Here is a 22,200-nt window from a genome sequence, read left to right as displayed (position 1 = left end):
CTCTACGAGGTGCTGTGGCTGTTACGAGGCCCTGTGGCCTTTACGAGGTGGGGGTCAGGGCCGGACGTAGTCGCTGCGCGCCTCCAGTCCCTCCCTGGAGAGGGTGAAGTTCTGCTGGAAGGACCCCGGCCGCAGGTTGTGCGTGACGGACTTGACGTAGTAGTCGCCGTCGTACGCCCGCCCCGAGCCGCGCACACCGACCAGCTGGCGCGGCTGCAGGATGTACCCGTGCCGGTTCACGTCGAGCGAGCCGGACCCGGAGACGACGTCGGCGGAGACGGCGGCACGGGCGAGGAGTTCGGCCTCGGCCTGCTCGCGTTGCTGCTTGGCCGTCCCGGAGAGGGTCCTGCGCCTGAGCGCCGGGGTCGGGCGGCGGCCGAGGGGCGGGCGCAGGGGGCTGATCGGCGGCTGCGGAAGAAGAGTGGACTGCCGGGTCCCCGGATCCTGCCACCGCGCCTGCGGCTCTTCCCGCGCCGTCCCGTCGTAGGCGAACGTCAGCTGATCCACGGTCGTATTGGCGTCCATGTTGACGTTGAGTGCGTGCTGACGGATGCCGAGCCGGACCTCGGGCCCCCAACGTGCGGAGGATTGCCCGGGGTTGGGCCCGGGTTCGAGATAGAAGGTGTAGCCGTTGGCGCGCGCGAGATCGGTGACGTACTGCAGGTCCGTCCCGGTCTGGTAGTGGACGCGGAGATCCTGGTGCGGGGGCTGGGCGATCTTCTCGGCGTAGACGTCGGGCCGGATGCCGTAGTCCGAGTACCGGCGCAGGATGGCCAGCACCCGCTCGGAGGGCGGGAGATTGGGATACCGGGCCGTGCGCTCCTCCAGGTCCATCAGCAGCGTCAGGTCCTCGCCGGTGACGGTGAGCGTGGAGTGCCCGGGCTGATTGCTGGCGCCGACCTCCTGCCGCACGACGAGTCCGTCGAAGAGCACGTCGGGGGTACCCCGGACGCTGACGGTGACGATGATCCGCGTCTTGGGATCGAAGAACCCCTCGGGCAGGAGCCGCTGGTTGATGATCCCGGTCTTGGTGAGGTCGAAGGCGATCTGAAAGCCGCTGCGCTCCCCCGCGGTGGCCGTGATCTGAGCCGACAGCAACGCCTCGGTCACCTCGGCCGGCACCGGCCGGGCGAGCTTCGGCCCCATGAGGAGCGTGATGTGGACGGGGCCCTGCCCCACGGGCTGCTCAGACACGCCGGTCCCCCCGAGGCATCCCACCAGCCGACGGGATGTCGACGACGCGCCCTGCCTCGTCCGTCAACTCCTCTGGATCGAGCACGGGATTGGCGTCGGCTATGCGCCACCACTGGCCGGGGTCGCCGAAGAAGCGCTGGGCGAGCAGATCGGGGCGCTCGCCGGCGCCGACGACGTGTTCCTGCGTCTCCTGTGCGTCGAGCGGGGGCAGTAACCGGCGCTTGGTGTAGCGGACCTCGGTGCCGTCCTCCTGACGGTGAATACCGATCTCGGCGTCGTGGTACCGGCTCGTCCGCGGATACGGATGGGAGCCCGGTATCGCCCCCAGCGCACTCTCATAGGACTCGATGTCAGCCATGGCGGTGCTCCTCAGCCCCTTCCGCTCAGTACGTCTGCTCCCGGCAGCCCGAGGGCCCCGAGACTCCCGCCCCGCGCGGCCGCGGCCAGTCGCTCCTTCTGGGCGAGGTGGGCCATGTAGAGGTCGGCGCCGCGGTGCCCTGCGGGCAGGTCGCTGACGGTGAGGATCTTCATGCCGATGCCGAGGGAGGCCCGGATCGGGTTGAGGTTGACGTCGAAGGCCGACTCGTTGACGGACAGTTCGGTGAGCCGCACGGGCATGACCCGCTTGCTCCCCCAGGTGAACAGCGTCAACGGCATCTCGATCGGGCTGATCTCGATGGTGCCCCTCTGCGACAGGCGGCTTGCGGCGCGGAGCTGCGCGGTGGTGGGCTGCACCAGCATTTCCAGCGTGGCGAGCTGCGGATGAATCCCGTCGGGCGCCGCGATCTCCAGCTGATCGGTGGCATCGATCTCGGCGGTGAACTTCCAGGTCTCCTGGGCGGGCCCTTTGAGACGCAGCGCCTCGTTCCTGTCTCCCCCACCGCTGCCTCCGCCGCCACCGTCACCGCTGTCGCCGGCGGACTGAGGGGCGATGCTGCGTTCCAGGGTGTCGGGGTTGAACTGGAGCACGATGACGCGCTGGGGGGTGCCGCGGTCGGGGTCGACGACGACTATGCCGGAGCGGATGGGCTTGGGGATGTCTGCGTAGCGGGTCACTCGTTCTCCACGGAATCGTCGCTTTCAGCCAGGGCGTCTCTCACGTCGGAAGCTGGATAAGGCGCGTCCGCCGGCCACGTCGCGACCTTTTCCTCAATGAGGCTCCGGTGGGCCGCCAGGTCATGCTTGGCGATTGCACGTGCCGCAGTTGCCTGAAGTTCGAGATCGTCCAGCTCCATGGCTCTTTTGAAATCCGTGAGAGTGCGCGGCGCCGAACTCTTGGCGAGCGCCTGAAGTGCTTCAAGGCGGTCATCGATGTCCCTGCCCTCGTCGAAAACCACTCGGGCCAACGCCGTCACCAGTCTTTCGTTTGCACCGGAAGACAGTTGGAGGATTCTACCCGCCGACCTGAACGCCGCTGATTCGGAATCGTAGTTCGGCGGTGCGTCAAGTACACGGGCGATCAACTCGACGTCTTCCTCCTCCGCCCTGTTGATCATTACGAGGAGTGCGCTCGCATAATCCGCACCGTACATCCCCGCACCCGATTCCGAAGCGGGAGAAGGAGCCTCGCGAAGGATCTGCCGCGCACGCTGCATTACCTCGTGACCGTATCCCTTCAGTACGCTGCCGAATCCGTACCGCTCTGCGGAGATCGCATGGTGATAGTGGTCGAGAGCGATCCCCATTGCTGCCGTGTCTCCGCTTCGCAGGAGGTGGACGAAAGCACGCAGGGCCGCATCCTCGTCGGACGGGCTTGCGAGCTCGGACCGTGCGGCTTCGAGAGCGGGGTCGCCAAGAGTCACCCCCTGCCAGTGGTACGTCCCGAACCGACTCATCCCGGCCAGTCCTCCTTTCAGTCCTGCTAGAGCATCTTGATGGCACCTTGCGGAATGATCCCCCTGATCAGTACTTCCTGCGTTCGTATGACATCCCGCAAGGCCTGCTGCATGACGGCGGTGCCCGGTGAGTCCAGCTTCCATTCGCGCTGCCCGACAGTAGTCGTGAGGTCGAAGATGTTCTTCGGGTTGATATGGGAGAGGTCTATACGAGCCATACCGTGGAATTTCTGCCCCTTGGCCGTGCTCCAGGGCAGGCCCTGCGGATCCTGGATGGATTGGCTCTCCAGCTTGGTGGTCGAGATGAACTGGGACGCCTCCGTACCCGTCACATGTTCCCAGGCCTCGTTGTCCGCCCGCTGTTTGTCCGCCTTCATCTTCAGCTTTTCGTCCCTGTAGCCCCTCGGGACAATCCCCTGGCCACGCTTGTGGGTCACCTTGTCCTCTGCCGCTATGTTCCTGGTGACATAGCGAGGGACGTACTGATTCTTCGCGTCGCGGACGAGTTGCTTGTCGTTGACGTCCTTGTAGATCGGCTGCGCCTTCCCCATCTCGACCATTTGATACATATTGGGTTCACGGAACATACCCACGGGCTTTATTGCGGCGCCTGGGTGGTGCAGTGAAAGCAGCCAGTACGACGGCATCTGCTTCCAGTCCAGCTGCCCGCGGTTGATCCCCTTCGTCTGGTCCGCGACCCCACCACAGAGTTCCATTACGTCGGATATGGAAGCGTTGTCTTCCAGACCACGGAGGCGAGACCGCACGGCTGCGCGAAACGCCGCGACGTTCGGATCGTCCTCCTTCTTCTCCTTGTCCTTCTTGTTGGATTTCCGATGCCGGTCCTCCACGTCGAAGGCATCGAAGTAGGCGGTCTCCTCCTCCCACTCTCCCGGCAGGACCGGTTCGCTCGGATTCAGCGTGGCGAGGATTCGGAAATTGGGCCGGCCCGCCGAGCGGAGCTCGGTAAGCCGGTACCAGGTCTTCAGCCCCTGCAGCAGGGCGTAGTACACGGGGCCCTGGATCCCTCGCTTGAGCAGCGGAGTGAGTGCACGCCGGATGCGGGGCACGATCTGCCTCAGGCGAGCGTCCTTGGACTCTCTCGAGTTCTTCTTTCTCTTGTGGTCCTGGCGGTTCTTCCTCCTGTGCTCCGTCTGCCTCTTCCTGTTCTCCCACAGGCGGTCGCGCTTGTTCTTGTACGCGTTCCGCAACTTCGACGCACTGCTCTTGATGGCCTTGCCGACCCTGGACTTCTTCAGCTTCCTGCCGAGGGTCTTCGCCGCGTTGCCGACCTTCTTCAGGGCGGACTTGACCGCCCCCTTGGCCCTCGCCAACGCCTTGGCAGCAGGGGACTTGGCCTTCCTGGGCTTGGTCGGTTTGGGGCCATCGACCTCTTTCTTCCTGGTCGGCTTCTCCGGGGCGGCATCTTTCCTGGCGCTCGGAGTCCGGTCGCCGGCCCCGTCCCTGTGCGGCCTCTCCGTCTCCGGTTTCTGGCCCTTCGGCTTCTCCGGGCCGGCGTCCGCCTTGGCCGGCCCCTTGGGCGTAGCCGCATCCTTCGGTTTCACAGGTGACTTGGGATCGGGCGAAGCCTCCCCCTTCGGCCTGCGGGACACAGCCGGCTCGGCGATCCGTTGCCTGGCCCTCCGCATCGCCCCCCGAGCCGAATTGACCGCCGCCCCCGCCGCCTTCTTCGCCCCGCCCCCCACCTTCTTCAGGCCGTCCATGATCTTCTGGGCCATGCCCTTGAGCCGCTTGCCCACGCCCTTTGTCGCCGAAGACAGCTTCTGCAGAAGGAAGTTGGTGATGAAGTCGAGCAGAGCGACGACACCTGCCGCGACCGCCTCCGCGAACAGGCACGCCGCCGGGCCCGCCTTCACCGCCTTCAGGTAGGCCCAGAACTTCGAGAACGCCGACAGGATCGAGCTGACGGTCGACCACGCCGCCATCAGGCCCTGGACGATCGTCAGGATCGCCCCCGCCGCCGGCACGATCATCGAGACGACCTTCTCGATGACCAGGGTCGCGATCATCATCGGCAGGGAGGCGATGATCGCGTCCCAGGCCATCTTGCCGATCTGTTTGATCGAGACACAGCCCTTGACCAGGACGTCGATGACGGCCTTGCCCAGGCCGAGGATGCCTTCGACCTTGGTGTCGAACCATCCCTTGACCGCCACCTTGATGGCGCCCCAGAGGTGGTCGGTGATGCCGGTCTTCGCGGAGCTGCCGGCCTTCGAGATCCAGCCGCCCGGGTCCGGCGCGATGTCGGCGACCAGCGCCGCGAACTTCCCGAGCGCCTCGATCGCCGCCTGCGCGAACTTGATCGCGCCCATGATGACGGCCTGGTAGGCCTTGATGACCGCCTTGACGCCTGCTTCCAGGACGTCCAGCAACTTGTTCAAGCCGGCCGCGAGTGCGTCCAGCAGGCTGTTGACCGCCTTCTTCAGGCTGTCCGCCAGCTGGTTGACCTTCGCGATCGCCGCGTCCCGCAGGCCCTCGATCGCCTTGCGGAAGCGGTCCCGCAGCTCCGGGAAGGCCGCGAGGAGCACATCCCCGATCGCGATCAGGACGTCGGCGAGCGCGTTGATCGCGTTGATCGCCAGATCGCGTACGAAGTCGATGGCCTGGTTGGCCCACTCCTTGAACTTGTCGATGATCCCGTTGACGGCCTTGCGGGCCGCGTCGAAGACCGCGGTGACCGCCGCGAGCAGGCCCTTGAAGAAGTCGGCGACCTTGTCGGCGATCCAGCCGAACAGGCCTCCGGAGGGCTTCTTCTCCTCCTTCTTCTTCTTGGCCTCCTTCTCGGCGTTCTCGCGCTCGGTGTCGATCTGCGAGTTGTCCTTGTCCTTGCGCGCGCCGACCTCCTTGTCCTTGTCGTCGCGCGCCTTGACGATCTCCTTGTTCTTCTTGCCGTGTTCGTCGTCGGACTTCTTGTCCGCGTCCTCGACCTTCTTGTCCTGCTCGCCGCGCCAGTCCTCGCGCTGCTTCTGCGTCTCGCGCGCGACACCCCCGCGTTCGGCGGTCTGCTGCTGGGTGTTGCGGTCGACCTCTCGGTCGATCTCGGTCTGCTTGTCCTGCTTGGCCTGCTGCTCGCTCTGCTGGTGTTCCTTCTCCCTGGTGCCGAGGTCACCCTGCGCCTTGCCGGCGGCACCGGTGATCTCGGAGCCCTTCTCCTGTTTGGCCACCGCCCCTACGCCGGCCTTGGGCGCGGGTGTGGCCTCCAGGGCGCTGCCCTTGCCGCCGCCGGAGCCTCCGGACGCCTTGCCGGTCAGCTGCTCCCGCGGCGCGTTCGGGAAGATCTGGTCCTCGCCGAGCGGCTTGGCCGCGTCCTCGCGGCCGGTCGTCTGCAGGTCGGACTGCTTGTCCTTGAGCGCCTTGGCCTGGTCGTCGGTGCGCTGGGGGTCGCTGGCGCCCTCCAGACGGATCTTGGGAGCCGGTCCGACGGTCTTGTTCTCGAGTTCCGGGTCGGTGGTCGGGACGGCGTCGGCCGCGGCCTCGACGTTCTTCGCCTCGGCCTCGCTGAGCCCCTTGTCGGGCGCGGCGGGGGCCGGCGGCGGAGGCACGTTGTCCGTGGGCTGCTTGCCCTCGGCCTTCACACCGCCCTTGGCCTTCTGCTTGTCTCCCTGGTCCTCCGGGCCGACCCGATCCACCTTGCCGGTGACCTGGGCCGCCGCGGGAGCCGCCTCGGGCGGTGCCGAACGCGTCTGCGGCGCGCCCGAGGGACGTTCCCGCGTCGGCGGGGCAGCGTCGAGCCGCCTCTGCTCCTCGCCGATCTTCTTGTCCGCGGCCCTGTCGACCCCGGGCATGGCGGCGGCCGCCTGGTCGGGCGCCAGCTTGCTCACTGTCTGAACGGCGACCTTGGGGTCCTGCCCCGAGACGTCCGGCGGTTCCTCCTGCTTCTGCTCGGGCGCGGCCTCGCCACCGCCCCCTCCGCAACTGCCCTGCCCGCCGTCGTCCTTCTCGGGCGCGGGCGCGGGCGGCGCGCAGCCACCGCCGTCCTTCTCCAGGGACGCCTCGGGCCGGGGCGCGGCCGTGTCGGAAGCGGACTGGCCGGGCGCGTCGGTCTGCTCCGCCGCCGGGCTGACCGCCGCCTGAGCGACGGAGGGCGCGGCACCCGGTCCGGCGGCGACGTTCGGCCCCGTCTTCTCGGCAGCACCCACCGGTCCGCGCGGCGCGGCGCCGGGCCCGGTCTCCTTGGGCACCCGGCTCCTGGCCGCCGGCGCCTCGCGCTCGGACCGGGGCGGTTCGGCACCGCGCCGGGCGGCGGGCGAGGGGTCACGGTCCTCGACCGGGGTCTTGGGCGTCTGCGCGCCGGCGGGCCGGGACACCGCCGCCGCCACGGGACTCACCACGGTGGGGGCGGGGCCCGCGGACGACCGGGACTCCACGGTCGTACGGTCCTGCTGGTCCCTCTTCTCCTCCTGAGTGTCCTTGGCGTCCGGCTGGTCGTCGTCGCCGTCCGCCTCGGTGCCCTCGTCCTCAGGTCCCTCGGTCTGCTCCTTCTCCTGCTGCCGCTCCGGGTCGGGCTTCTCGGCCTCGGGCTCGGGCCGGTCCTTGTCCTGGGTCGCGAGATCCGGGCCGACCTCCTGGTCGAGCGGCTTGTCGGTCTCCTGAAGGTCCTTGGTGTTGCGGTCCTGGACCTGCGCGGCGGGCCCGTTCTCGGGCTGCGGGGCCTCGCCCTCGACGGGGCCCTCGTCCTGGCCGGGGGCTTTCGCCTCGGGCCCGGCGTCGTCCTCGTCCTGCTCCTGTTCGTTCTTCTCCCGCTCCTGCTCGATCTTCTCGGCCTTGGTCGGCGGCGGGGTGGGGAAGGAGGGCAGCGACGGTTCGGCGGCTCCCGGCCCGAGCTTGTCCGCGGTGGGTACGGCGGACAGGTCGAGGTCGGTCTCGGGCAGGTGGTCCTCGGGCTTGATCGCGGGCTCGCCCCGCTCGCCCTGCGCCCGGCCGCCCTCGTCCTCGCCGCCCGCGATCTCCTGGTCGGCGCCCGCTTCGAGGCCGAGCGGCCGCTCCTCCTCCCGCGGCTCGGCCTCGGCGCCGCCGTCCTCGTCCTTCTCGTTCAGGCCGTGTTCGGACAGCGCGGAGTCGGACCGCTCGGCCCGCTCGTCGACCTTCTCCGGGCGTACGGGGCCGGGCTGGGCCTTCTGCTTCGGATCCGGCTCCTCGTTCTTCGACCCGGCGCCCGGCTGGGTCTGGTCGTCGCGCTGCTTGCGCTTGTCGGCGCCCGGCGCGCTCGCCTGCTGCGGGTCGGCCTCCTCGCGTTCGCGCTGTTCCTTGCGCTGCTCCTTGGCCTGTTCGGTGCCCTCCTGCTGCCCTTGGGCGCGCTCGTCGGAGGCCTGGTCGGTGCGCTCGCGGTCGGTGGCGGCCTGCTCGCCGTCCTGCTGCTCCTCCTCGCGCGCCTGCTGCCGGGAGGCGTTGCGCTCGTCCTCCCGTTCCGTGCGCCGGGCGGCGTCCTGCTCCTCGGTGGCGGCGTCCGAGCGGGCCCGGCTGCGGTCGCTGCCGCTCTTCTGGTCACGGGCCTCGGCGTCCCGCGATTCCTCGCGGGCGTCGGCGGCGCGCTTCTCGTTCGCGCCCCGGTCGGACTCCTGCTTCTTCTGCCACTGGGTGCGTTCGACGCCGAGCTCTTCGAAGAGGTCGATCTCGGGCAACGGCGTCTCGGCGGGCTGGAGTTCGACCGGGCCGGGGCGGGCCTGGTCGGCGATCTCCAGGAGACGGTCGTACTCGGGTGTCAGCAGACGGTTCTCGAGGCGGTCGACGACCGCGTCCTCCAGCTCCTCCGACATTCGCGCCAGTTGGAGCCGTACGCGGCCGGAGGCGTCGGTCGGGTCGCCACGCAGGGAGCGCAGCACGTTGCCCGCGAGCCGGTCCACGAGGGTCGCCGGGTCGACGGCCTCGGCGCGCATCCGGTCGGCGTCGACCGTGGCGTAGCGCAGCCAGCCGGGTGTGGCCTGCCCCTCCTCGACCTGCGGAACTTCCGAAGAGACATCAGGCTGCACGAGGGCCTGGGCGGCCGCCTCCGCTTCCCGCTCGATGGCCTGCTGCGGCAGGCTCACCGCACCGAGTTCGCGGCCGGCCCGCAGCGCGCCGAGGCCGTGCGGGTTCTGCACCGTGTGCTGCAGCTCGTGGGTGAGCAGCCGGCGGCCCTCGTCGGTGCCGGGCCGGTAGGCGCCCTCGCGGAAGAAGACGTCCTGGCCGACCGCGACCGCGTCAGCCCCGAGCAGCTCGGTCAGCTGCCCGGCGTCCCGGCCGGTGTGCAGCCGTACCCGGCCCAGATCGTGACCGAGCTGCTCCTCCAACTCCCGCCGCAGCCCCGGGTCGAGGGGCTGTCCGGCGCCGCTGACGATGTTCTTCGGCTCGGGCGCACGGGACTTGGCGGCCCGCTCCTTGCGCTTGCGGCGCCGCTGCTCGGCGGACTGCTCCGCACGGGAGTCCTGGGTCTGCGAGCTCACCGGCTCACCTCCCCGTGACCGCTCAGCCCTTCGTGCACGGCACGTGCCAGCTCCTGCCCGAGGCGTCGCGCGGACAGTCCGGCGTGCAGGGGCGGCAGTCCGGACAGCGCGTCGACCGCGAGCGGACCGTCCGCGGCCAGGGGCACGCCGTGCAGCCGTACCAACCGGATCAGTTCGCTCTCGAAGGCGGCCGAGACGCGCTCCGGATCCGCCCGGAAGCCGTCGAGCACCAGCTCCCCGATCTCCACACGGATCGCCGAGGGCTCCTGGTCCCGCGACTGCTTCCGCGAGTGGTCCCGCGGGAGACTCACACCCATCCGCGCACCTCCGAGGGCGTCAGCGAGCGCTCCAGCTTCAGGTACTCGGTGCGGGCGGCGGCGAGCATGTGCCGCATCTGCAGCCGGTCGCCCTCCTCGGCGGCCAGGAAGGCCCCGGACAGGGCGATGTTGCGGATCGAGCCGCCGGCGACGGTGAGCTGGGCGAGAAGCGCCGCGTCGATGTCCTTCACCGGGGCCTGCGGCGGCAGCACGCGGCGCCAGATCTCGGCGCGCTCGTGCTCGGCCGGGAAGGGGAAGTCGACGACGAAGCGGATGCGCCGCAGGAAGGCCGTGTCGAGGGCGTTCTTCATGTTGGTGGTGAGGATCGCCAGGCCCCGGTAGGCCTCCATCCGCATCAGCAGATAGCTGACCTCGAGGTTGGCGTACCGGTCGTGGCTGTCCTTGACCTCGCTGCGCTTGCCGAACAGCGCGTCGGCCTCGTCGAACAGGAGGAGCGCGCCGCCGCGTTCGGCGGCGTCGAAGACCCGGCGGAGGTTCTTCTCGGTCTCGCCGATGTACTTGCTGACCACCTGCGACAGATCGATGACGAACAGGTCGAGGCCGAGTTCCTTCGCCATGACCTCGGCGGCCAGCGTCTTGCCGGTGCCGGAGCCGCCCGCGAACATCGCGGTCACGCCGAGGCCGCGGCGCAGGGTGGCCGCGAACCCCCACTCCTGGTGCACGGTTGCCCGCTGCCGCACGTGCGCGACGATCTCGCGCAGCACGCTCGTCTGCCGCTCGTGCAGCACCAGGTCGCCCCAGCCGGCCTGCGGCGTGATCCGCCGCCCCAGCTCGTCCATGCCGGTCCGCGCCTCGTCGAGCCCGGCGCGCCAGGCGAGTTCGGCGGCGTCCAGTTCGTCCTCGTGCGGCAGCCGGCGGTGTACGGCGGCTGCCGCGGAGCGTACGACATGCGGCGGCAGCTGGAACTGGGCCACCAGGGAGCGGAGTTCGCCCTCGTCCAGGTCCACCCCCTCGAACGCGCCGGTCCACAGTCCGAGCTGCTCCTCGTCGTCCAGCCGCGGTACGACCACCCGGGCCGCGTACGACCGTTCCGAGCGCAGCGGATCCTCGCTGGACACCAACACCGGTACAGCGGCCCCGGCCAGGAACGACTCGGTCGCCGCCCGTTGGTCGCGGTCCAGTTCGCCCACCTCGACGAGCAGCGCCGAGGGCAGCAGAACCGCCTCACGCTGCCACAGCCGGGCGAGCCGGTCGCGCTCGGCCGGGTCGGACGGCACGTCCTCGGCGCTCATCGAGTAGAGCCCGAGTCCCGAGCGTGCGGCCGCCGCGGCGGCGAGGTCGGCCCGGCTGCGCAGGTCCCCGCCGGTCACCTCGACGAGCGGCGCGTCGGAGTCCGCCGCCGTCGCCCAGCCCTCGGCGAGCCGGCTCGCGGCCAGGTCGTACGACGGCGTCAGCTCCTGAGGCGCCGGCGTGCGGCGCAACTGGCCGTGCAGCCGTGCGTCCAGGTAGGGCGAGCCCAGCAGGAAGTGCAGGATGCGCTCGTCGAGGCGCAGCCGGGAGGTCGTCAGCCGCGACTCGTCGTCCAGCTCGACGATCCGCCAGCGCCTGAGCGGAGCCACGGGCGTCAGGGCGCTCCAGTGCGGCTCGGCCAGCGCGGCCAGCGCGAGCGAGAAGGTGGGGTACGTCCGCTCGGGGTCACCGCAGGCGGCGGCGCATCGGGCGGCGGTCGTGGGCTCCAACTCGTGGGCGGCGGCGAGGAGTACGAGGTCACGCTCGAAGGGCGTGATGCTGAAGCAGGAGACGAGGGCGTCGAGCGGGGCGGTGCCGGGTCCGCCGGGCGCGGTGGCGAGGTCGGCACCGGGGGCACCGCCGCTCTCCTCCGTGACGCGTGCCGCGTGCGCGTCGACGCGGGCCAGGACGCGCCGGATCTCCGCCGTCAGCGTCGCACCGCCCGGGCCGGCGTCCGCCGTGCTCTGTTCGTACGTCCCCATGTCCTCACCTGCCCCCGTCGTCTCCATGCCGTGTCACTCCTGCGCGGGCTTGGCGGCCCGGGGCGCTGTCTTGCGCGTGCGCGCCGGGGCCTTGGCCGGGGATTTCGCGACGGCCTTCGCAGGGGCCTTGGCCGCCTTCTTGGCGCTCGGACGGGCCGGGGGCTCGGGCTCCTGCTTCACGACGTCGCCTGGAGAAGGCTCGTTCGATGTCACGTCAGGAGCGGTCTCCGCTCCAGGAGGGACCGGCGCGCCCGGCGCCCCGAACGGCAGCACTCGTACTTCCGGCCGCTTCACCGGCTTGCCCACCACCGGAGTCTCCCGGCCGTCGATGAGGACGAGGGCCGCCTGGTAGACCACCGACAGGGTGTAGGGCGTCTGGTAGAGCATCCCCCACAGCTTCGACGTCTCGTCGACGTCCATGACCGTCGGCGTGAACCGCACGCGCTGCGCCGACTCGGCGAGATCGCTGCCCGCCAAGTACGGCCGTTCTCCGGCGAGTTCGATGATGTCCTTCGGCAGGACCGGTATCTCGTGCAGCGCGCGCACCACGGAACCGATCAGCCGCTGCCCGACCAGCTCCGTCTCGTCGCCGTACGCGGTGATCAGGAAGTGCAGGTCGAGTGCCGCGACGGGCCGCTTGACCAGCGTGCCGTCGGCCGCACGCGTCGGCAGGTCGTTGTTGCGCTGCGAGGTGTCGGGCGTGACCTGGTAGAGGAACACGGAGATGGTGGGCTCGGTCGGCGGGTCGGCCGGCGGCTTGCGCGGCTCGACCTTGACGGCCATGTCGATCTCGGGACCCAGGTTGGACTCGAGCAGCAGGGCGAGGGCCTGGGTGACATGCGCGAGGGCAAGTGCGTTGCTCATGGCGTCAGTTCCTCGGTTCCTCTCGGCCTGCTGGTCGTCGTACTGATCCGTGTTCGCGGTTCACTCGCGCCCCCGCGCCAGGTATTCGGCGAGGCTCAAGGTGGCCCCGGCTCTCCCCGCGGCGGGCGTCCGGGGCCGTCCGGCGCCGGGCGCCTCGCCCGCCGTCACTTCGAGCCGTCCGATCTGCACCTGCACCACCTGCTCGGTGGCGCGTGCGGGTCGCCGGGCCGCGGCCTGCCGTACGGCGTCGCGCGTCGCCGCCGGGCCGGCGGCGCTGGGGGGCAGCGCCGCCGGCACGGCGTGGGGAGCGGCGTCCCTGCCCGGGGGGACGGGCACGGAAGCCGCGGTCTGTGCCGGTTGCCGGTCCCCGCGCACCGCCGCACGCCGCCCGGTGTCGGGCAGCGGTCGCGGCGCCGGCGCAACGGAGGTGGCGGGACGCAGCAACGGCGCCTCGGTGCGGGCCGGAGCAGCCGGACGCGGCCCTTGCGCCTCAGCCGCCCGCTCCGTGCGTTCGACGGTCCGCTCCCGTTCCGTGTGTGTCCGTGCCGCCACGACCGTCGGCGACGGCACGTCCGGCAGCGGGACGGCCGGCGGCGTGGCCGCGGGCCACAGCAGCGCGTCCCCGTCCGGTGCCGGCGCGGCGGCCCGTACCGCCTCGACCCGCTCGAACGGGCCGGGCAGCCGGGGCCGTACCCGCGCCGCGGCCGGCCGCGGGGCGGTGTGCCGCGCGAGCAGCCGATCGAAGAAGTCGGCGCAGTCCGGCGAGCCCCCAGGGGCCTCGGAGTCAGACATCCGCACACAGCTCCAGGTAGTAGCGGCGCCGCGTCGGGCTGAGCGCCAGGATCTCCGGCTCGCTCCAGCCGTAGGCGGTGGCGAGCAGATGGACGTCGAGCAGCACGTCCCGCGCCCAGGCGTCGAGTTCGGTCCACAGGTAGGAGGCGATGTCGAGCTCGGCCCGGGTGGCCCGCCCGCACTCGGGGCAGGCCACGTTGAGCGCCAGGTCGGCGCCGGGGTCGGCCGCCTCGACGGCGTCGACGATCCGGCGCTGCACCTGCGCGGGCAACTCCCCCGCCGTCACCGCCGTCCCGTCGTGCACCGCCGAGACCAGGCATCGCGCGAGCAGTGCCGTACGCGGGTCCGCCGCCCGGGCCGCCGCCGTCAGGTCGGCGACGCCGGGCAGCCTGAACTCGACGTCCCAGCCGTCCTGTTGCACCCGCACGGCCGACTCGCCGCGCCCGCCCAGTGACCCGGCGAGCTCCCCGGCGTCCAGGTCGAACTCCATGTCCTCCCCGCACGCCCCGCACGCCAGGCGCACCTGCATCCGCTCGCCGAACAGCGCCCGGCGCAACGCGAACAGGTCCGCCTCGCGCTGGCCCACCGGCAGTGCCGGCAGCCGTTCCGCCCCGACGTCCGGTCGTGCCGAGCGGTGCAGCAGCAGCGCACGCCCGACCGGAGCCTCGCCGAGGCCTGCCTCCCAGGCAGCCAGCAGTTCGGCCGCCCCGGTGTTCACCATGTCCACCCCGATTCCCTCGGCCAAGCGGGTCGCGGCGGTTCAGCGGCGCCCTCGGGGGCGCGGAGAACCGTGACGACCGGCCACGACGAAGCCGCACACGAACGACGACCCGTCGCGGCACTTCCGGCGAGCGCTCAGGCCGGGTTGAGGAACGAGGGTTCCTCCGGCTCGGGCACCTCGTAGTCCCGCTCCCAGCCCTCGCACTCGAGCTTCAGCGACTGGATGGCCACCGCGTTGGCGTTGGCGTCCAGTTCGCCGAGGACCTGGTACTCGCTGGGCCAGGTCCGGTACAGCTTGTGCGAGACGGCGACCTGGCCCGCCTCGTTGAGGACCTGGATGACGAGGTCCTTGCGGAAGTCCGCGAGGGACACCTCCGAGCCGAGGCCCGCGCCGACCTGCCAGACCTTGTTGGCCCAGCGGTCGAACTCGGGGTCGTGGGTCACCCCGCGTTCGAGGGTGATGCCCTCGAACTCCGAGCGCCCCGGCGACTTGCGCGGGGAGGAGGGGTCACCGCCGTTGCGGTGCTTGACGACCTCCGTGGTCCGCTTCAGCGGACTGATCTTGCTGATGCCGGCGACCGTACGTCCGTCCCACAGGACCAGGAACTTGAAGTTCTTGTACGGGTCGAAGCGATGGGCGTTGACCGTGAACTCAGCCATCGATTTCCTTCAGCTCTCCCTGGATCCCGGGCCGCTAGAGAGCGAACTGCCCGGACGTCTGCTGGATCTTGACGACCACGAACTCGGCCGGACGGACCGGCGCGATACCGACGAGCACGTTGACGATCCCGTTCGCCACGTCCTCGTCCGTCGTGGTCTCGCTGTCGCACTTGACGAAGTACGCCTCCCGCGGGGTGCTGCCCTTGAAGGCGCCCTGGCGGAAGAGCGTGTGCAGGTACGAGGAGGCGGACAGCCGGATCTGCTGCCACAGGCTCTCGTCGTTGGGCTCGAACACGACCCACTGCAACCCGCGTTGGAGGCTCTCCTCCACGTGCAGTGCGAGCCTGCGCACGGGCACGTACTTCCACGCGCTGTCGAGGGCGTCGGAGCCCTCCAGCGTGCGCGCGCCCCACACCAGCGGACCGGCCAGCGGGAACGTGCGCAGGCAGTTCACCCCGAGCGGGTTGAGCAGTCCTGTCTCGCGGTCCGTCAGATCGACGGTCAGGGAGCGCACTCCGACGAGCTGGGCCTCCGTACCGGCCGGAGCCTTCCAGACACCGCGCTCGGCGTCGGTGCGCGCGATGACGCCGGCGACCGCGCCGGACGGCGGGAAGGCGCGCAGCCGCCCGGTGAGCGGGTCGGTGAGCTGCAGGTGCGGGAAGTACAGGCCCGCATGGTTGCCACGCACGGCGTCGAAGGCGGACAGGCCCGCCCGCGCCGAGTCCACGCTCACCCACGTGGCGGGCGCGTCGACCAGCAGGAAGATCCGCCGCTCCTCGCACAGCCGCTGAGCGGCGGACAGGACGGTGAGCGCGTCCTCGGTCTTCTCGTACGACGCCAGCTCGGGCAGGGAGAGCAGGTTGACGTCGGCCACCCCGCGCAGCGCCTGGATGCCGGTCTTGTCGGCCTCCGAGCCGATGAGGTCGCGCGGGCCGGGGGCCTCGCCGTCCTCGCCGCCCTCCAGCGGGAACACCGGCGGGTTGACCGAGGCCTCCAGGCCCAGGTCGTTGGCGCACTCGCCCAGGAAGCGGACGACGTCCTCGGGGTCGGTGGAGCCCGCGACGACCTGGAGGCGCCGGCCGAACGCGGTGACCTCGACACCCGCGAAGGCGTGCCGGCCCGGCGCGTCGGGCAGCGCCCGCAGCTTGCGCTCCAGAAGCAGGGCCAACTCGGCCACGGAGGAAGGGGCCTCGCCGTCGCAGTCGGCGTCGTAGAGCGTGAACTCGCGCTCCACGTCACCGATCTTCACCGTCACGTCGACGGCCGGATCGGGCAGTTCGTGGCCGAACGGCTTGGAGACGGTGCCGGACGGGTCGGGGCGCCCCTCGCCCACGGCGTCGACGCGGATGAGGCGCGACCCGGCGTTGATCACGGTGGGCGCGTAGGTTCCGCTGCCGGCATCCATGGACAGGCCGGTGAAGCTCTCGCGGGCGTCGCCCCTGGCGTCGTGGACCCGCAGGTTGAAGGTCTCGTCGGGGCACGCCGTGTCGTAGTCGACGGCAACCCGCAGGCTGTTGCCCCACACGCCGGGTTCCTTGGCGTGGACCTCGAGCACCTGGCTCTCGCTGCGGCCGTCGGTGGACTCCAGGACGACGCAGGCGGTCTTGCCGCTGCCCGCCTTGGCGACCCGGACGATCACGGCGACGGAGCCGCCGTTGCCGAAGAACTGGTGCACCGCGTAGGCGAGCGGGCTCTGCGCGCTCAGCCCTCCGAAGCGCCGCTCGAACTCGGCGAATCCGCTGACGCGCACCGGCTCGTTCAGCGGGCCGCGCCGGGTGTGCCCCACGAACGCGGTCACCGAAGTGGTCACGGCGGAGATGGCGCGGGTGGTGCTGGGAAGCTCTTCGACGTAGACGCCCGGGTAAGTCGGCCTCGCGGCACTCACGGCATTCGTCGGCATTCCCCCTCCTATCCCTTCTCGGGCACCGGGTGAAAGGCACCAAGAGGCGACAGAGGGGGAGGTGTGGCAAAAGGGGGCGCGCGGCGGTCTCCGGACGCGTCATGCCGCGCCGGTCCGCACACCCCGTATCAGTTTCCCCCGTCGATGCCCCGGACGGACGGCCGCCCGGGTCAAGCACGCGTGCTTGTGACTCCTGATGCTCAAGTGCCCACCCACCTTGGGGAGTTGGGGGTGACGGGAGCAAGGCATGTTTACGCCAGCCCGAAAGTCGGTTCGATGAAGAGGGACGTGTTCTACCTGCACACGATGCGCACGTGTCGGAACAGGTAGTTCACGAATTCCACACAGTGGATGGTGCAGCGGGAGGGAACCCATGCCCTGACGTACCTCGCAATTCCGGCAGCGGCGTGGCTCCGCTCGGGCCCGCGAGGCCCTCCCGCCCTCGTGGCCTCACGGAGACACGCGAAGAGCGCCGTGGCCGATTCCACCGGGGTGAGGCGGCAAGGCCGCGGCGCCGGGCGCCCGGCCCTGCGCGCAGGCGTCGCACGGAACCTCAAATGAACCTCTGAACGTCCCCCCTCCTGGGTTCGGCGGTGTCCACCGGGGTCATGACACCGGCATCGCACGGCACACGGCCGGGGTGGAGGAGGGGAACCATGCAGCGGATCGAGCGTCTGGGTACGGGCATCGGCTGGCGTCCGGAGATCGCGGAGGCCGTGGAGGCGATGCCCGGCATCGACTGGGTCGAGGCCGTCGCGGAGAACGTGTGCCCCGGGCACGTCCCCGACTCCCTGCTGCGGCTGCGCGAGCGCGGCGTCACCGTCGTGCCGCACGGCGTCTCGCTCGGCCTCGGCGGCGCCGACCGGCCCGACGAGGGCAGGCTCGCCGACCTCGCGGCCCGCGCCGAGACCCTCGGTTCCCCGCTCGTCACCGAGCACATCGCGTTCGTACGGGCGGGCGGCGCGCTCACGGCGTCGCAGCCGCTGGAGGCCGGCCATCTGCTGCCGGTCCCGCGCACCAGGGACGCCCTCGACGTGCTCTGCGAGAACATCCGCATCGCCCAGGACGCGCTCCCCGTCCCCCTCGCCGTGGAGAACATCGCGGCCCTTTTCTCCTGGCCCGGCGAGGAGATGACGGAGGGTCAGTTCCTCTACGAGCTGGTGGAGCGCACCGGCGTGCACCTCCTGATCGACGTGGCGAACCTGCACACGAACCACGTCAACCGCGGCGAGGACCCGGCGAAGGCGCTCGGTGAACTGCCGGTCGAGGCCATCGCGTACGTGCATGTGGCGGGGGGCTTCGAGCGCGACGGCGTGTGGCACGACAGCCACGCGCACCCCGTGCCGCGCCCCGTCCTCGACATCCTCGCGGACCTGGCGTCCCGGGTCTCGCCGCCCGGAGTCCTCCTGGAGCGCGACGAGAACTTCCCGGCGCCGCAGGAGCTGGAGCGTGAACTCGACGAGATCAGGGGGACGTTGACGACCGCGCCCGCCGAGGGGCGCACCGTGCGGCCCTCCTCGGACACGGCCTCGCGGGACGCCGGCGCTCCGCAGGGCACCGACCCCGCCCGTCAGCGGCTCGCGCTCGCGCAGGCCGCGCTCCTGTCCGCCCTCGTCGCGGGGACGCCCGCACCGGAAGGGTTCGACCGGGTGCGGCTCAAGGTCCAGAGCCGGGCGCTGTGCGCCAAGCGGGCGGACGTCGTGGCGAAGGTGGCACCCGAACTGCCGGAGATCCTCGGCCCGGCCGCGTACCGCCCGGCGTTCCTGTCGTACGCGCAGTGCCGGCCCATGACGGGTGGCTACCGCCGGGACGCCCTCGACTTCGCCGAGCATCTGCTCGACTCCGGCGGGCCCGGGGACGCGGGGGCGCGGCGGGAGCTGGAGCGGTGGTGGCGGGAGCGGTCGGGGCCCACCCCGCCGGCCGCGCGCCCGGGGGCACGTCTGGCGCGCGCGGCGCGGTCCGCCCTGCACCGGGGCCGTCCGGCTCTCCGGTCGGCCTGAGCGCCACCACCTCGCGCCCGTACCGCAGTTGACGTATTCCCAGGGTTACCCGAGCCCACGTCCGTGGAGCGGACTAGCGTGCGGTGCCGCACCAGGAGGCACCATGCGCACCCGATTCGTCAACGGCACCGGACTCATCGTCGCCGGGCTCGTCACCACGCTCGCGGCTCTCGTGTTCCCGGTCTGGTCGTACGCCGACCGCTCCGGCACGGGCGTGGACCTGCTCGACGAGGGGACCGTGTCGACCAGATTCGGCCCCCTGTCGGCCCTGGACCGCGAGTTCGTCACGAAGGTGCGACTCGCGGGCCTGTGGGAGCTGCCCGCGGGCCAGCAGGCCGAGGCGAGAGGGACCGGCACGGCGGTGCGGACCGCGGGTGAGCACCTCGTCGAGGGGCACACCTTCCTGGACGCGCGCGTGCGCGAGGTCGCCGCGCGGCTCGGCCTCGAACTCCCCAACCAGCCCAACAGCCAGCAGCAGCACTGGCTGTCCGAGCTGAGCGCGGCGCACGGCGACGACTACGAGCGGAAGTTCGCCAACATCCTGCGCCGGGCCCACGGGAAGGTCTTCTCACTGGTCGCCCAGGTCCGCGCGACGACACGCAACTCGCTCGTACGGGACCTGGCGGACGACGCGAACAAGACCGTCCTCGACCACATCAAGGTCCTGGAGTCCACGGGCCTGGTCGACTTCGACGCCCTCGCGCGGGACGCCGCCGGCGCGAGTACGCCACCGGAGACCCGCTCCCCCGCCCCGCCGGGCCCGGTGGCGTCCCCGGCTCCCCCGACGCCCCTCACCCCGTCCCCCTCCTTCCCGCTGCCCCCTGCGGCCTCCCGGCCCAAGCCCTGACACGACAGGGGGAGGCGAGGGAAACGGAACGTCACATGCAGACAACGCTCTGTCCATATGGTGAACAACCCGTGGCGCCGCCCGAACAGGTGACATAGAAAAACGCCATGTTCTGGCTTCTGTTCCTGCTCATGGCCTGCGCCGCGGCCTTTCTGTCCTGCGCGCGCCTCTGCCTCGCCGCGGCACACGCCGCACACAGCGAGCCGGCCGGGGGCGGGGCGCACGAGCTGACGCTGTACGAGGCCGCGTTCCTGTCGGGCGGCCCGTTCCGGGTCGCCGATCTGACCCTCGTGTCGATGGCGCGCAGCCGGCGGCTGCTGCTCGCGCACACCGGCTGGGCCACCGTGGTCGACCCGGTCGGCGGCGACGACATCGAGCGCTCGGTGATCGGCGCCATCGGGCCGGACGGACAGTCCCGGATAGGGGCGGTGCGCCGGGCGACGGCGGCCGCGGACGCGGTACGGACGCTGGCCGACCGGCTCGTCGCGGCGGGCCTCGCCGTCCCTGACGGGGCGCGCGGCGGGGTCGCGGGCGCGGTCCGCCAGGTGCGGGCCGCCGCGCTCGCGGTCGTGGTCCTGGCCGGCGTGTCGCTCACGATGCCGGGCGGGGAACCGGGCGACGGCGTGCTGGTCGCCGCGTGGTTCGCGCTGCCCCTCATCCTCACGCTGTCCTGTCTGGCGATCGCCCGCTTCGAGGTCCACCCCTACACGCGCTGGGCCTCCCCCACGGGGCAGCGGCTGATCGGCGCCCTGCCGAGGGGCGTACGCGACGGAGTCGGTGAGGCCGCCCTGCTGACCGCCGTCGCCGTGCACGGCGTCCGCGCGGTGTCCGACCCGGCTCTGCGTGAGGCCTTCGGGACGGCGCAACGGGGTCATTGAGCCGACACCGGCGGGCCGGTGCTTTACTTCGTCAACTGCCGCACGAAGTATCCCCTTTGTTCGCGTCTGCTCCCGGCAGACGGGTGACAGCCCCGAGAGGCCGCGCGAAACGGCCGTACGAGGGCCGGACGAAAGGGACCCACAAGAGCGATGAGAGCAGCCCCCGCCGTCTACGCGGCCGCCGGATCCCTGGTCCTGACCGCCCTCGTCGCCGCCCCTGGCCGCGCCGACACCCAGGCCCCGCCCGACACGACCGAACTGCGCGGCACGGCCGTGGCCGCCGCCCGCGCCGCGGCCACCGGCATCACCTTCGGCACCTGCGCCGCCGCGGAGCACCTCCCGGCCCACATCAAGTGCGGCACCGTCTCCGTCCCCCTCGACTACGCCCACCCCGACGGCAAGCAGATCAAACTCACCGTCAGCCGGATGAAGGCCACCGGCACCACGGCGCCGAAGGGCGGCAGGGCGGTCCGCAGGCAGGGCTCCCTCGTCTTCAACCCCGGCGGACCCGGCGCGTCCGGCATGTACTTCCCGCTCGTCGCCCTGATGCCGGAGTGGAAGCGCATCGCCTCCGCGTACGACCTCGTCGGCTACGCCCCGCGCGGGGTGGGCCGCTCGGCCCCGCTGTCCTGCGAGGACCCCAAGCGGTTCACGAAGGCCCCCACCCAGGCGCCGACCCAGCCCTCCGCCTCGTACAAGCTGGAGCGGATCGCTCAGGCCAAGGCCTACGCGCGGGGCTGCGCGAAGAACGCCGGGGACGCGCTGCGGCACTACACGACGCTCAACAACGCCCGCGACCTGGACGTGCTGCGCGCCGGGCTCGGCGAGCAGAAGCTGAACTTCATGGGGTCGTCCTACGGCACCTACTTCGGGGCCGTGTACGCGACGCTCTTCCCCTCGCATGTGCGCCGCATGGTCTTCGACTCGGCGGTGAACCCCGACCCGAAGCAGATCTGGTACACCAACAACCTCGTGCAGTCGGTGGCCTTCGAGCGGCGCTGGGCGGACTTCCGCAAATGGGTGGCCAAGCACGACAAGACGTACCACCTGGGCGCGACCGCCGCCGATGTGCAGCAGAGCTACGAGAAGGTCCGGGCGCGGCTCGCGAACGAACCCGCGGGCGGCACCGTCGGCCCCGGCCAGCTCCAGGCCGCGTACCTTCAGGCCGGGTACTACGACGACTACTGGGCGATGCGGGCGAGCGCGCTGTCGGAGTATCTGAAGGGCAATCCGAAGCCGCTCGCCGAGCAGGCCGCGCCGCGGACCGCGGCGGCCGCCGAGAACGAGAACAGCACGGCCGTCTACACGGCCGTCGAGTGCAACGACGCCGCGTGGCCCACCGACTTCCGCGTCTGGGACCGCGACAACACCCAGCTGGCGCGCCGCGCCCCGTTCGAGACGTGGGACAACGCCTGGACGAACCTGCCCTGCGCGTACTGGCCCGCCCCGCGCCGGCGTCCCGTCGACGTACGGACCGCGCCCGGCGCGCTGCCCGCGACGCTGATCCTGGCCGCGGAGCGCGACGCTGCCACCCCCTACGAGGGCGCCCGTGAGCTGTGGCGCAGGCTTCCGGGGTCGGTCCTGGTCACGGAGCGCGGCGCGGGCACCCATGGCATCGCCGCCGGCCCCAACAAGTGCGTGAACAGCCACCTCGACGCGTATCTGATGGAGGGTCGGATCCCGGTGACCCGCACCGCTGCCTGCGCCCCGCGCCCCGAACCGGCGCCGCTCGCCGTGGACTGACGGCGCGCACACGCGCGAAGGGGCCGACCGGTTCGACGACCGGTCGGCCCCTTCG

General features: G+C 71.3%; 16 protein-coding genes. 4 read left to right on the top strand and 12 right to left on the bottom strand.

From position 1 onward, the window contains the following. Positions 1-54: 54 nt before the first annotated feature. The 12 genes from LGI35_RS33000 to LGI35_RS32945 all read right to left on the bottom strand — a co-directional run bounded on the left by LGI35_RS33000 (position 55) and on the right by LGI35_RS32945 (position 16,677). Positions 55-1,194 carry a hypothetical protein gene (locus LGI35_RS33000; protein ID WP_227297940.1) on the bottom strand — a complete coding sequence of 380 codons (1,140 nt, stop codon included), beginning with the start codon at positions 1,192-1,194 and terminating at the stop codon, positions 55-57. Beyond that, a complete protein-coding gene (locus tag LGI35_RS32995; protein ID WP_227297939.1) occupies positions 1,187-1,552 on the bottom strand; it encodes a LysM peptidoglycan-binding domain-containing protein in 366 nt (121 codons plus the stop codon). The genes LGI35_RS33000 and LGI35_RS32995 overlap by 8 nt, the downstream gene beginning before the upstream one ends. An 11-nt stretch (positions 1,553-1,563) precedes the next feature. Then, positions 1,564-2,250: a hypothetical protein gene (locus tag LGI35_RS32990; protein WP_227297938.1), complete on the bottom strand. Its 687-nt coding sequence runs from the start codon at positions 2,248-2,250 to the stop codon at positions 1,564-1,566. After that, positions 2,247-3,029, bottom strand: a complete 783-nt coding sequence (locus LGI35_RS32985; protein ID WP_227297937.1) for a hypothetical protein — start codon at positions 3,027-3,029, stop codon at positions 2,247-2,249. Before LGI35_RS32985 ends, LGI35_RS32990 begins: the two co-directional genes overlap by 4 nt. A gap of 26 nt (positions 3,030-3,055) precedes the next feature. Then, on the bottom strand, positions 3,056-9,472 hold the full coding sequence (locus LGI35_RS32980; RefSeq protein WP_227297936.1) for an eCIS core domain-containing protein: 6,417 nt from the start codon (positions 9,470-9,472) through the stop codon (positions 3,056-3,058). After that, positions 9,469-9,789 (bottom strand): hypothetical protein, encoded by a 321-nt coding sequence (locus LGI35_RS32975; RefSeq protein WP_227297935.1) that lies wholly within the window; start codon positions 9,787-9,789, stop codon positions 9,469-9,471. The genes LGI35_RS32980 and LGI35_RS32975 overlap by 4 nt, the downstream gene beginning before the upstream one ends. Next, positions 9,780-11,741, bottom strand: coding sequence for an ATP-binding protein (locus LGI35_RS32970; RefSeq protein ID WP_227300619.1), 1,962 nt, complete (start codon positions 11,739-11,741; stop codon positions 9,780-9,782). Before LGI35_RS32970 ends, LGI35_RS32975 begins: the two co-directional genes overlap by 10 nt. Positions 11,742-11,774: 33 nt before the next feature. Continuing rightward, the gene (locus LGI35_RS32965) at positions 11,775-12,605 is read right to left on the bottom strand and encodes a Pvc16 family protein (protein WP_227297934.1); all 831 of its coding nucleotides are present in this window, start codon (positions 12,603-12,605) and stop codon (positions 11,775-11,777) included. A gap of 60 nt (positions 12,606-12,665) precedes the next feature. Continuing rightward, complete coding sequence (locus tag LGI35_RS32960) at positions 12,666-13,397, bottom strand: hypothetical protein (protein ID WP_227297933.1); 732 nt, start codon at positions 13,395-13,397, stop codon at positions 12,666-12,668. Further along, positions 13,390-14,118, bottom strand: a complete 729-nt coding sequence (locus tag LGI35_RS32955; protein WP_227297932.1) for a T4 family baseplate hub assembly chaperone — start codon at positions 14,116-14,118, stop codon at positions 13,390-13,392. The genes LGI35_RS32960 and LGI35_RS32955 overlap by 8 nt, the downstream gene beginning before the upstream one ends. A 134-nt stretch (positions 14,119-14,252) precedes the next feature. Next, positions 14,253-14,777, bottom strand: coding sequence for a phage tail protein (locus tag LGI35_RS32950; RefSeq protein ID WP_227297931.1), 525 nt, complete (start codon positions 14,775-14,777; stop codon positions 14,253-14,255). 34 nt (positions 14,778-14,811) lie between these two features. Continuing rightward, positions 14,812-16,677, bottom strand: a complete 1,866-nt coding sequence (locus LGI35_RS32945; RefSeq protein WP_227297930.1) for a phage tail sheath subtilisin-like domain-containing protein — start codon at positions 16,675-16,677, stop codon at positions 14,812-14,814. Between the two features lie 656 nt (positions 16,678-17,333). Here LGI35_RS32945 and LGI35_RS32940 point away from each other — a divergent pair. The 4 genes from LGI35_RS32940 to LGI35_RS32925 all read left to right on the top strand — a co-directional run bounded on the left by LGI35_RS32940 (position 17,334) and on the right by LGI35_RS32925 (position 22,145). Continuing rightward, complete coding sequence (locus tag LGI35_RS32940; RefSeq protein ID WP_227297929.1) at positions 17,334-18,677, top strand: MbnB/TglH/ChrH family RiPP precursor modification enzyme; 1,344 nt, start codon at positions 17,334-17,336, stop codon at positions 18,675-18,677. A gap of 103 nt (positions 18,678-18,780) precedes the next feature. Beyond that, complete coding sequence (locus LGI35_RS32935) at positions 18,781-19,524, top strand: DUF4142 domain-containing protein (protein ID WP_227297928.1); 744 nt, start codon at positions 18,781-18,783, stop codon at positions 19,522-19,524. A gap of 107 nt (positions 19,525-19,631) precedes the next feature. Then, positions 19,632-20,402, top strand: coding sequence for a TIGR04222 domain-containing membrane protein (locus LGI35_RS32930; protein ID WP_227297927.1), 771 nt, complete (start codon positions 19,632-19,634; stop codon positions 20,400-20,402). 150 nt (positions 20,403-20,552) lie between these two features. Next, positions 20,553-22,145 (top strand): alpha/beta hydrolase, encoded by a 1,593-nt coding sequence (locus tag LGI35_RS32925; RefSeq protein ID WP_227297926.1) that lies wholly within the window; start codon positions 20,553-20,555, stop codon positions 22,143-22,145. The last annotated feature ends 55 nt before the right edge of the window (positions 22,146-22,200 follow it).

Origin of the sequence: Streptomyces longhuiensis (assembly GCF_020616555.1) — a bacterium.
Taxonomy (GTDB): domain Bacteria; phylum Actinomycetota; class Actinomycetes; order Streptomycetales; family Streptomycetaceae; genus Streptomyces; species Streptomyces longhuiensis.
The sequence above is the reverse complement of the archived record's forward strand: the minus strand, read 5'-3'. Positions and strand labels throughout refer to the sequence as shown.